Below are 11246 nucleotides of genomic sequence, written 5' to 3' on the forward strand. Positions count from 1 at the left end.
TGGCCGCGGGCCGGTGGGGGCTGGTCGCGGCCGCGCGGCGGAGCCGTACATCGATACAGCCCCGCGCCCCTAACGGGGCGTTGCAGGGACCCGGCGTGCGACAAGGCGGCGTGTCTTCGAGCTGAGGATCTGGCAGCCCTGGGACTCGAGTTCGGTGCGCAGGGCGTTCGCGCAGGGTGTCTCGACCAGCAGGAGGCCCGACGGGCGTAGGGCTGTCACCGCCGTTCTGAGTTCCTCTCGGGAGGCCGGGGTGTGCAGGAGGGTCACCACGTCGTAGCGGGATCTGACCGCCGTTGCGATGTGAGGGTGGGTCAGGGGGCCCACGTAGGCCATCTCCACCTTTTCCTCCGCCTGGGCGTGGGCGACTCGGGGGGTCGGGTCCGTGCCGTCGAAGGAGGTGTAGGGGAACAGGCGTCGGGCGGTTTCCGGGAAGGCCGCGTCGCCCGTGGCCACGTCCAGCCAGCTCTCGGGTTCGGGGAGGAGGTTGCGGACCGCTCGGGCCGCTCCGCGGTGGCGGCGTCGTCGGTCGAGGTCGGTGAGGAGACGTACCAAAATGCCCACAAAAAGGAACATAAGGTGTACTGCTGTGGCGGGCAACGACGTGGGAGGCGCGTGATGGCCATGTGGCGCCGTCCTGTTCGACCGGTGCCGGTACTGTTCGGCGAATGAGCTCGCTTAATCTCGACGACTTCACCGATCTGATCGAGCGCCCCGACGGCGGGGTGCGCCGCGACGCCGAGGCGCGCCGGGAGCGTCAGGTCGTGCCGCCCGGGTCGCTGGGCCGCCTCGACGACCTGGGTGAGTGGCTGTCCGCGGCCCAGTCCGCGGTACCGGTGCGGCCGATCGAGCGGCCCCGGGTGGTGCTCTTCGCCGGTGACCACGGGGTCGCCGAGCTGGGTGTCTCCGCGCGACGCCCGGGCGGCGCCGGCGAGTTGGTCCGCGAGGTGCTGGAGGGCGGCCGTCCGGTGTCGGTGCTGGCCCGGCGGCTCGGGGTGCCGGTGCGGATCGTCGACATGTCCTTGGACTGCGACCCGGACTCGCTTCCGGACGAGGTCGTACGGCACCGGGTGCGGCGCGGCAGCGGACGGATCGACATCGAGGACGCGCTCACCCTGGAGGAGGCCGAGGCGGCGTTCCGGGCGGGGGTCGCCGTCGCCGACGAGGAGGCCGACTCCGGTACGGATCTGGTGGTGCTCGGCGATGTGAGCGTGGGCGGGACGACGGTGGCGGGCGTGCTGATCGCCGCGCTGTGCGGGACCGACGCCTCCGTGGTGACCGGGCGGGGCGGGCTCGCGATCGACGACCTGGCGTGGATGCGCAAGTGCGCGGCGATCCGGGACGCGTTGCGGCGGGCCCGGCCGGTGCTCGGGGATCAGCTGCAGCTGCTGGCGAGCGTGGGCGGGGCCGACGTCGCCGCGATGACGGGCTTCCTGCTGCAGAGCGCGGTGCGCAAGACGCCGGTGATCCTGGACGGGGTCGTGGTGTCCGCCGCCGCGCTGGTGGCCCAGCGGATCGCGTTCCGGGCGCCGGACTGGTGGCTGGCGGGGCACGACAGCGGGGAGCCGGGGCAGGCGAAGGCGCTGGACCGGATGGCGCTGGAGCCGCTGCTGACCCAGGGGGTGACCGTCGGCGAGGGCGCGGGCGCGCTGCTCGCGCTGCCGCTGGTGCAGGCCGCTGCGGCGCTGTCCGCGGAGTTGCCGGAGAAGCCCGAGGTTCCCGGGGACGACGAGAAGACCGCGGAAGTCGAGAAGGAAGCGACGGAGTAGGCGGCACGACAGCCGAAAGTCGGCCGCACGGCAGACGAAAGATGGACGGGTTCAGCCGGGCATCCCCCATATGATCCTCATCCATGGGAGATGCCCGAAATGCCTCGCGTCGAGCCGCCGCTTTCGCTGTCTGGTACCTGCGGACCGTCGCGTTCGTCAACTTCCTCAGCGCCGTCTGGGTCTCCCTGGGGCAGGACGTGCGGCGGCACAACCAGGAGAACTTCTTCACGCCGTACCTGCTGACCGCCGGCTTCGCGTCGGGGGTGTTCACCGCCTTCCTCGCCATCACCATGCGCCGCCGCAAGCGCGCCGCCTGGATCCTGAACCTGGCGCTGGCCGGCCCCTTCCTGGGGCTGTTCGCCTTCGCGATGGCGTTCCCGGAGATCCGCCAGTACGCCCAGAACTGGATCTCCCTCGTCCTCACCGCGGCCTTCGTCGCCGCGCTGCTGGTCGGACGCGGGGAGTTCTACGCCAAGGGCGACCGGTCCAACCCGAAGCTCGCCGCCGCCGTCGCGGTCGGCGGCACACTGGCCGCCTCGCTGCTCGCCGGGCTGCTGGTCACCGTCACCAACCAGGCGCCGGACGCGGCGAGTTCGACGTTCCTGGAGCGCTGGCGCTACGGCACCTTCCGGCTGGTCTCGGTCGCCGTCGACGAGTCCCGCTTCCCCGGCGTCGACGCGCCGAACTGGGTCAACGTCGCCATCAACGTGCTCAGCACGCTGCTCGTCCTCGCCGTCCTGTACGCCGCCTTCCGCTCCCGGCGGGCCGTCGACCCGATCACCGAGGACGACGAGAAGCGGCTGCGGGAACTGCTGGAGCGGCACGGGGAGCGCGACTCGCTCGGCTACTTCGCGCTGCGCCGGGAGAAGAGCGTGGTGTGGTCGCCGACCGGGAAGGCGGCCGTCGCCTACCGGGTGGTGGGGGGCGTCTCGCTGGCCTCCGGTGATCCGATCGGGGATCCGGAGGCCTGGCCGGGTGCCATCGAGCCGTGGCTCGCCGAGGCCCGCGCGCACGGGTGGATCCCGGCCGTGATGGGGGCGAGCGAGGAGGCGGGCACGGTGTACGCACGCCACGGGATGGACGCCCTGGAGCTGGGCGACGAGGCGATCGTCGAGGTCGCCGAGTTCACCCTGGAGGGGCGGGCCATGCGGACCGTGCGGCAGGCCTACAACCGGGTCGGGCGGGCCGGGTACACGGTGCGCGTCCGGCGGCACGAGGACATCCCGGCCGACGAGATGGCGTACCTGCTGAAGCGGGCGGACGACTGGCGGGACGGGGCGACCGAGCGCGGGTTCAGCATGGCGCTGGGGCGGCTCGGGGACCCGGAGGACGGGCGGTGCGTGATGCTGGAGTGCACGGACGCCCGGGGTGAGCTCAAGGCGCTGCTGTCCTTCGTGCCGTGGGGGCCGCACGGGCTCTCGCTGGACCTGATGCGCCGGGACCGCGACGCGGACAACGGGCTGATGGAGTTCATGGTGCTGGACCTCCTGCGCCGCGCCCGGGAAATCGGGATCACCCAGGTTTCGCTCAACTTCGCGATGTTCCGCTCGGTCTTCGAACGTGGGGCGCGTCTCGGTGCCGGGCCGGTGCTGAGGCTGTGGCGCTCGCTGCTCAGCTTCTTCTCCCGCTGGTGGCAGATCGAGTCGCTGTACCGCGCCAACGCCAAGTACCGGCCCATCTGGGAGCCGCGCTTCCTGCTCTTCGAGAAGAGCGCGGACCTCCCGCGCATCGGCCTGGCGTCGGCGCACGCGGAGGGGTTCCTGGAGGCTCCTGGACTGCCGAAGTGGGTGCATCGGCGGCACTTGGAAACCCACCGATAGGAACGGCAGCGACAGCACGTCGCGGCACGACAGGTGAGGATCGCCCGGATGAACAGGCTCGCCCGCTGGGCCCGTGCCGAATGGGGGCTGGTGTACGTCACGGTGCGCGGGCCGCTGGTCGAGCGTCGGCTGCGGGCGGTCCCGATGACGCTTTCGGCGGTGGCGCTGACGGCGGCCGTGCAGATCGTGCAGAACCAGTCGTGGGGGTACGGGTTCGTGCAGGACGTCGGCGGGGTACGGGCCGAGGACCCGCTGCGGCTGGCCCTGCTGCGCACCCCGCTGTCCCTGTTCGTGCCGGCGCTGGACCTGCCGGTGTGGGGCGCGCTGCTGCAGGTCCTGTTCGTCTTCGGGATCGCGGAGATCTGCCTCGGCCGGCTGCGCACGCTGGTCATCGCGTACACCGCGACGCTGGCCGGCACGCTGTACGCGCGTCTGGGCATCCGGCTGGGCTTCGACAGCCTCTTCGGCCTGCCGTCGTCGGACGCCCGGGTGGTCGACACCGGTCCGTCGGCGGCCGTGGTGGGCCTGGCCGTCTTCCTCGGCTGGCGTTACGGCGCGTATGTGACGGCGGGCGCGGTGGCCGCGGCGATGGCGGTCGAGGTGGGGTTGAAGGGCAACCTGGCCGGCAAGGAGCACCTCGCGGCGATCGCGGCCGTGGCGGCACTGATCGCCCTCTCGTCCCTCCACCGACACCACCGGCAATCGCGCGCGAACGCGGCACCGGGTCCACCCCCGCCCCCCGTCGGCACCCCACCCCCCGAACCACACCCCCGCCGCTCCCCCGGCTAGACCCAGCCACTCACGGCACGGGGTTACCCCTGTCCCTCCCTTCGGCGTACGGCGAAGACCGGACCAGCGACGGTCCCTCGACCACGCCCCCCCCGAGCCCCCGGCCGGTCGGAACCCGGCGGTCGATGCCCGAGCCGTGAGCGGGTCGGCTGCCTCGGGTCGCCGCAGTCCCCGCCGCGCGCCCAACCCGACGGCCGTCAGCGCCACCGTCGCCTCACCACCGGGCACGGCGTCCGGGTCGCCGGCGGAGCCCCGTGCGCGCGCACCACGGTGCCCCTCTCGACGCTCCCGCAGCGTCAGTGGTGGTCCAGGGCGCGGGTCGGGAGGGGGTCGGGTTTGCCGCCGATCCAGTCCTGGAGTCTGCGGCGGGGGCCGAACCAGCGGCGGTCGCGGTGGTAGGCGCGCAGGGTGGCCTTGGCGCGGGCGCGGGGGCGGCGCCGATAGAAGCGGCGGGCCCAGGGCGAGCCGGGGCGGGCGAGCCGGACCAGGCCGATCAGGCCGACCAGCGGGACGATCACGCTGAAGATCGCCATTCGTGGCTTGCCCTTGGTGAGGACGAGCAGGGCGAAGGCGAAGTTGACCACGACCGTCGAGATGACGCTGCCCCGGTCCTGGAGTTCGGCCTGGCTCATGTCGTTGACGCCGAACGGCGCGAACCCGGCGAGGAGCAGCCCGACCAGGGCAGCCGTCAGGACGACGACCTCGACGCTGCGGCGGCCCTGCTCGGACCAGTAGACGTCGTCGAGATGGACGATCAGCGCGAACTCGTCCAGGACCAGCCCCGCTCCCATCCCGAACAGCACGGCGCAGACGGCGGAGCCGAACCCGTGCCGGTCGCTGGCCACCGCCCCGAACCCGCCCACCACGGTGAGCACGACCCCGGGCACCACGTGATGGATGTGCAGCCCGCCCGCCTTGACGTTCCCGAAGGGCCCCTTGCCGGCCCGGATGAGCCGGGTGATGAGCCGGGTGACGAAGAACGTCAGCACGAACGCGGTGAGGGCGAGCAGCAGCGGCAGCTTGCCCGGCTCGACGATGTTGCGCTGCAGCCAATGTCCCATATGCGCACTTTAGCGACGGCCGCCGCGGACCTCCTCCCGACCGCCGGGTAACCTGCGCCGGTGCCCGAACCCTCCAAGACGCCCTGGCCGGACGGCCTCCGCTTCGCCTTCGGCACGCTCACCGTGCTGCCCGTGAAGGTGACCCGCTGGGACCGGGACGCGGCCCGCGGCGGCATGCTGTGCGCCCCGGCCGCCGGGCTGGTCGTCGGCGGCTGCGCGGCCCTGGCCGGCGTGCTGCTGCTGGCGCTGGGCGCGGGCGCGCTGCTCGCCGCCGTCGCCTCCGCCGCCGTACCCGCCGTACTCACCCGGGGTCTGCACCTGGACGGCCTGGCGGACACCGCGGACGGGCTGGGGAGCGGGAAGCCCGCCGAGGACGCGCTGCGGATCATGAAGCAGTCGGACATCGGCCCGTTCGGGGTCGTCACCCTGGTCTTCGTCCTGCTGGCCCAGGTGGCCGCGCTGGCGCAGGCGTACGGCGGCTCGTGGGGGCGGGGCGCGCTGGCCGCCGTCGTCTCGGCGACCGCGGCCCGGCTGGCCCTCACCCTCGCCGCGCGGGAGGGCGTGCCCGCCGCGCGGCCGGAGGGGCTGGGCGCGGCGGTCGCGGGAGTGGTTCCGCGGCGGGGCGCGGTGGCCGCGGCGGTCGTGGTGACCGGGCTCGCGGCCGGGGCGGGGGCGCTGCTGGGGACGTACGACATGGTCCGGGCGCCGGTGGCGGTGCTCGTCGCCGTCGCCGTCGCCGGACTCCTCCTGCGCCACTGCACCCGCCGCTTCGGCGGGGTGACCGGCGATGTGTTCGGAGGGCTCGCGGAGACGGCGGCGACCGTGTCGCTGCTGGTGCTGTCGTTGGGGCGTTAGGGTCCGATGCCCGGCGGTCAGCAGGGGCGGCGCCAGGCGTCCAGGTCGTACTTCTTGAGCATCGAGCTGAACCTCAGGCGCCGGGTCTCGGGGCAGAAGCGGCTCGTGGGAAGTTCGTACTCCACGTGGAAGACGGCCTTGTCCGCGGCGATGAAGGGTTTCATGGCGGCGCACTCGCCGTACTGCGCGCACTGTTCGTTGACCGCGAAGTCGAAGTCCTCGACGAGGGCCGGGATCTGGTCGAGGTCGTTCTTCAGGCCGACGGCCATGCCCCGGTCGTGGGCGAGCCGGGCGATCAGCCGGTTGTAGCGGAGCTGGTCGGCGGCCTTGAGGGGGAAGCCGGTGCTGTTCTTGTAGCCGTCCATGTTGTCCGGCTCCACCGCGTCGAAGCCCTTCTCGCGGCACATGTCGAGGCGGGCCGCCATCAGCGGTTCGAGGACGTCCGTCCGGCGGATGTCGAGCCAGCGTTCCCCCTTCCAGCCGTTGGATTTGCCGATCACCGAGCTCGGGAACTTCTTCGCGTCGGGCCGCCAGTCCTCCCATGCGCCGGTCGAGACGTAGCAGATGACCTTGCGGCCGTCGTCGTGCAGCGCGCTCACCGTGGCCCCGGACTGGTCGAAGCCGTCGATGTCGTAGACGGGCACGTCGACGGAGGTGTCGAGCCGGCCGTTGAGCTGCCACTGCCAGGCCACCCCGGGGCGCGGCCGCCAACGCCCGCCGGAAGAACCGGAGTTGGAGTCGGAGTCGGATCCGGAGTCGGTCGCGGTGCCGCAGCCCGCCAGCAGGAGAAGGGCGGCGAGCAGGAGTATCGGGCGTTTCACGGTGGGCTCCAGGTGTGGGGAGGTTCGCCCGAGGATGATCCCCGATCCCAGGTGAACACGCCCGCAGGAATGAGTGAACGCACGCACGCGCGTAGGCTCAGCGGCAGTGTTCGCCGCACCGGGGAAGGCCCCGCGGAAACCGCACCCTCAGGTCGCATCTGGGGTCGGCTGTCGGGCCCGGTCGACCCACACCGATCGACCACAGGAACTTCACATTCGGAAGCGAGATTTCACCACCGTGACTGCTCTCACTCTCAGCACCGCCGCGGCGCCCGGCCTGCGGGCCGACGCGATCGTGATCGGTGTCGCCAAGGGCGCGAAGAACCCGGTCGTCGCGCCGGGCGCCGAGGCCGTCGACAAGGCCTACGGCGGCAGCCTCGCCGGTGTCCTGGAAACCCTCGGTGCCTCCGGCGCCGAGGGCGAGGTGACGAAGCTGCCCGCACCCTCCGGCTTCAAGGCCCCGCTCGTGCTGGCGGTCGGCCTGGGCACCGAGCCCGAGAAGGACGCCGGCTACGCCGCCGAGGCGCTGCGCAAGGCCGCCGGCGCCGCCGCCCGCGCCCTCACCGGCACCAAGAAGGCCGCCTTCGCCCTCCCCGTCGCCGACGCCACCGATGTCGGCGCGATCGGCGAGGGCGTGCTGCTGGGCGCGTACTCCTTCGACGTCTACAAGGAGAACGGCAAGGACCCGAAGGCGCGGAACGGCAAGGCGCCCCTCGCCGAGGCCACGCTGCTCGGCGCCAAGCCCCGGGACAAGGAGCACAAGGCCGCCGTCGAGCGGGCCGTCGCCGTCGCCGAGGAGCTCAACCGCGCGCGCGACCTCGTCAACACCCCGCCGAACGACCTGAACCCGGAGGCCTTCGCGGCGATCGCCGCGGCCGCGGCCAAGGAGCACGGCATCAAGGTGCAGGTGCTCGACGTGAAGGCCCTGGAGAAGGGCGGCTACGGCGGCATCCTCGGTGTCGGCGCGGGATCGGCGTCGGGGCCGCGGCTGGTCAAGCTGTCGTACACCTCCTCCAAGGCGGACAAGCACCTCGCGTTCGTCGGCAAGGGCATCACCTACGACTCGGGCGGCATCTCGCTGAAGCCGGCCGGTCACAACGAGACGATGAAGTGCGACATGAGCGGTGCCGCGGCGGTCTTCGCGGCCGTGGTCGCCGCCGCGCGTCTCGGCCTCGAGGTGAACGTCACCGGATGGCTGGCGCTCGCCGAGAACATGCCGTCCGGGTCCGCCACGCGCCCCGGTGACGTGCTGCGCATGTACAGCGGCAAGACCGTCGAGGTGCTCAACACCGACGCCGAGGGCCGGCTGGTGCTGGCCGACGCGCTGTGGGCCGCCTCGCAGGAGAAGCCGGACGCCGTCGTCGACGTCGCGACCCTGACCGGCGCGATGATGCTGGCGCTGGGCAGCCGGACCTTCGGGATCATGGCGAACGACGACGCGTTCCGCTCCGCCGTGCACGAGGCGGCCGAGGAGGTCGGCGAGCCGGCCTGGCCGATGCCGCTGCCGGAGCACCTGCGCAAGGGCATGGACTCGCCCACCGCCGACATCGCCAACATGGGCGAGCGGATGGGCGGCGGCCTGGTCGCCGGTCTCTTCCTGCGCGAGTTCGTGGGCGAGGGCATCACCTGGGCCCACCTGGACATCGCGGGCCCGGCCTTCAACGAGGGCGGCCCCTTCGGGTACACCCCCAAGGGCGGCACGGGTACGGCGGTACGGACGCTGGTGCGGCTCGCGGAGCTGACCGCCGCCGGTGACCTGGGCTGACAACGACCCGGTCGAGGGGGCTCCGCACGCGGGTAGCGCGGAGCCCCCTTTTCGATGAGCGCTCAACTGAACGTGGGACGTCTCACACACCGGCCCGGCGTCTCGTTCACCCCTGACAAGTGCGAAGATGGGCCACGGCAGGACAGGGCCCCCACCACAGGGCCGAAGACAAGAGCGGCCGGACACCAGCCGCCGACCGGTCACCGCAGACCGGCGTGGCGCACATGCATGGAGGACGTGACGTGGCGAACGACGCCAGCACCGTTTTCGACCTAGTGATCCTCGGCGGTGGTAGTGGCGGTTACGCCGCGGCCCTGCGCGGGGCGCAGCTGGGCCTGGACGTCGCCCTGATCGAGAAGGACAAGGTCGGCGGTACCTGCCTGCACCGGGGATGCATCCCCACCAAGGCCCTGCTGCACGCGGGCGAGATCGCCGACCAGGCCCGCGAGAGCGAGCAGTTCGGCGTGAAGGCCTCCTTCGAGGGCATCGACATCGCGGGAGTCCACAAGTACAAGGACGGCGTGATCTCGGGCCTGTACAAGGGCCTGCAGGGTCTCGTCGCCTCCCGGAAGGTGACGTACATCGAGGGCGAGGGGCGGCTGTCCTCCCCCACCTCCGTCGACGTCAACGGACAGCGCGTCCAGGGCCGTCACGTCCTGCTGGCGACCGGCTCCGTGCCGAAGTCGCTGCCGGGCCTGGAGATCGACGGCAACCGGATCATCTCCTCCGACCACGCCCTCGTCCTGGACCGCGTGCCGAAGTCCGCGATCATCCTGGGCGGCGGTGTCATCGGCGTCGAGTTCGCCTCCGCCTGGAAGTCCTTCGGTGCGGACGTCACCGTCATCGAGGGCCTCAAGCACCTCGTCCCGGTCGAGGACGAGAACTCCTCGAAGCTTCTCGAGCGCGCGTTCCGCAAGCGCGGCATCAAGTTCAACCTCGGCACCTTCTTCTCGAAGGCCGAGTACACCGCCGACGGTGTCAAGGTCACCCTCGCCGACGGCAAGGAGTTCGAGGCCGAGATCCTGCTGGTCGCCGTCGGCCGCGGCCCGGTCTCGCAGGGCCTCGGCTACGAGGAGCAGGGCGTCGCGATGGACCGCGGCTACGTCCTGGTCGACGAGTACATGCGCACCAACGTCCCCACCATCTCCGCCGTCGGCGACCTCGTCCCGACGCTCCAGCTCGCGCACGTCGGCTTCGCCGAGGGCATCCTGGTGGCGGAGCGTCTGGCCGGCCTCAAGGCCGTCCCGATCGACTACGACGGTGTCCCCCGGGTCACGTACTGCCACCCGGAGGTCGCCTCCGTGGGCATCACCGAGGCCAAGGCCAAGGAGATCTACGGCGCGGACAAGGTCGTCGCTCTGAAGTACAACCTCGCGGGCAACGGCAGGAGCAAGATCCTGAACACCTCGGGCGAGATCAAGCTCGTCCAGGTCAAGGACGGTGCCGTGGTCGGCGTCCACATGGTCGGCGACCGCATGGGCGAGCAGGTCGGCGAGGCCCAGCTGATCTACAACTGGGAGGCGCTGCCCGCCGAGGTGGCCCAGCTCATCCACGCCCACCCGACGCAGAACGAGGCGCTCGGCGAGGCCCACCTGGCCCTGGCCGGCAAGCCGCTGCACGCGCACGACTGACCCTCGGTCGACGAACGCGACGACTCAGACTTCCGCAATTCGTAAGGAGCAACCGAAACCATGGCGGTTTCCGTAACCCTTCCGGCGCTCGGCGAGAGCGTCACCGAGGGCACTGTCACCCGCTGGCTGAAGGCCGAGGGGGAGCGCGTCGAGGCCGACGAGCCGCTGCTCGAGGTCTCGACCGACAAGGTCGACACCGAGATCCCCTCCCCCGCCGCCGGTGTCCTCGCCTCCATCAAGGTCGCCGAGGACGAGACCGTTGAGGTCGGCGCCGAGCTGGCCGTCATCGACGACGGCAGCGGCGCGCCCGCGGCCGCCCCGGCCCCCGCCGCCGAGCCCGCCCCGGCCGCCGAGCCGGAGCCGGCCCCGCAGGCCGCCGCCCCCTCCACCGAGCAGGCCGCCCCGGCGCCCGCTCCCACCGCCGAGGCCGCGTCCGGCGGCGGCTCCGCCGAGGGCACGGACGTCGTCCTGCCCGCGCTCGGCGAGTCCGTCACCGAGGGCACCGTCACCCGCTGGCTGAAGTCGGTCGGCGACTCCGTCGAGGCCGACGAGCCGCTGCTCGAGGTCTCCACGGACAAGGTCGACACCGAGATCCCGGCGCCCACCTCCGGTGTGCTCCTTGAGATCACGGTCGGCGAGGACGAGACCGCCGAGGTCGGCGCCAAGCTCGCCGTCATCGGCGCTCCCGGTGCCGCCCCGGCCGCCGCTCCGGCTCCGGCCGCGCCCGCGCCCGCCGCC

Annotated in this window: 10 protein-coding genes; 7 read left to right on the top strand and 3 right to left on the bottom strand. The window is 72.3% G+C overall.

Annotated elements, in window-relative coordinates; translation table 11 throughout:
* Nucleotides 1-69: 69 nt before the first annotated feature.
* Entirely contained in the window at nucleotides 70-561 is a 492-nt protein-coding gene (locus tag MKW14_RS39460; RefSeq protein WP_240871360.1) for a methyltransferase domain-containing protein, read from the bottom strand.
* 104 nt (nucleotides 562-665) lie between these two features.
* Between MKW14_RS39460 and cobT the strand changes: the two genes are divergently transcribed.
* From cobT to MKW14_RS39475, 3 genes are all read left to right on the top strand, one after another.
* Nucleotides 666-1766 carry a nicotinate-nucleotide--dimethylbenzimidazole phosphoribosyltransferase gene (cobT, locus tag MKW14_RS39465; RefSeq protein WP_240871362.1) on the top strand — a complete coding sequence of 367 codons (1101 nt, stop codon included), beginning with the start codon at nucleotides 666-668 and terminating at the stop codon, nucleotides 1764-1766.
* 83 nt (nucleotides 1767-1849) lie between these two features.
* Nucleotides 1850-3586 (top strand): phosphatidylglycerol lysyltransferase domain-containing protein, encoded by a 1737-nt coding sequence (locus tag MKW14_RS39470; RefSeq protein ID WP_240871364.1) that lies wholly within the window; start codon nucleotides 1850-1852, stop codon nucleotides 3584-3586.
* A 48-nt stretch (nucleotides 3587-3634) separates the two neighbouring features.
* Complete coding sequence (locus MKW14_RS39475; RefSeq protein ID WP_240871366.1) at nucleotides 3635-4375, top strand: hypothetical protein; 741 nt, start codon at nucleotides 3635-3637, stop codon at nucleotides 4373-4375.
* Nucleotides 4376-4671: 296 nt separating this feature from the next.
* Here MKW14_RS39475 and MKW14_RS39480 read toward each other — a convergent pair whose 3' ends face one another.
* Nucleotides 4672-5436: a hypothetical protein gene (locus MKW14_RS39480; protein ID WP_240871367.1), complete on the bottom strand. Its 765-nt coding sequence runs from the start codon at nucleotides 5434-5436 to the stop codon at nucleotides 4672-4674.
* A 60-nt stretch (nucleotides 5437-5496) separates the two neighbouring features.
* Between MKW14_RS39480 and MKW14_RS39485 the strand changes: the two genes are divergently transcribed.
* Entirely contained in the window at nucleotides 5497-6291 is a 795-nt protein-coding gene (locus MKW14_RS39485; RefSeq protein WP_240871369.1) for an adenosylcobinamide-GDP ribazoletransferase, read from the top strand.
* Between the two features lie 17 nt (nucleotides 6292-6308).
* On the opposite strand, the gene MKW14_RS39490 is transcribed toward MKW14_RS39485, so the two are convergent.
* Nucleotides 6309-7112 carry an endo alpha-1,4 polygalactosaminidase gene (locus MKW14_RS39490; protein ID WP_240871372.1) on the bottom strand — a complete coding sequence of 268 codons (804 nt, stop codon included), beginning with the start codon at nucleotides 7110-7112 and terminating at the stop codon, nucleotides 6309-6311.
* Between the two features lie 238 nt (nucleotides 7113-7350).
* On the opposite strand from MKW14_RS39490, the gene MKW14_RS39495 reads away from it, so the two are divergent.
* The 3 genes from MKW14_RS39495 to MKW14_RS39505 form a co-directional block, all read left to right on the top strand.
* Complete coding sequence (locus MKW14_RS39495; protein WP_240871374.1) at nucleotides 7351-8877, top strand: leucyl aminopeptidase; 1527 nt, start codon at nucleotides 7351-7353, stop codon at nucleotides 8875-8877.
* A 242-nt stretch (nucleotides 8878-9119) separates the two neighbouring features.
* Nucleotides 9120-10508: a dihydrolipoyl dehydrogenase gene (gene lpdA / locus MKW14_RS39500; protein WP_240871377.1), complete on the top strand. Its 1389-nt coding sequence runs from the start codon at nucleotides 9120-9122 to the stop codon at nucleotides 10506-10508.
* A 60-nt stretch (nucleotides 10509-10568) separates the two neighbouring features.
* A partial coding sequence (locus MKW14_RS39505) for a biotin/lipoyl-containing protein (protein ID WP_308314680.1) occupies nucleotides 10569-11246 on the top strand: 678 nt, incomplete at its 3' end.

Origin of the sequence: Streptomyces gilvus (assembly GCF_022513565.1) — a bacterium.
GTDB classification, from domain to species: Bacteria; Actinomycetota; Actinomycetes; order Streptomycetales; family Streptomycetaceae; genus Streptomyces; species Streptomyces gilvus.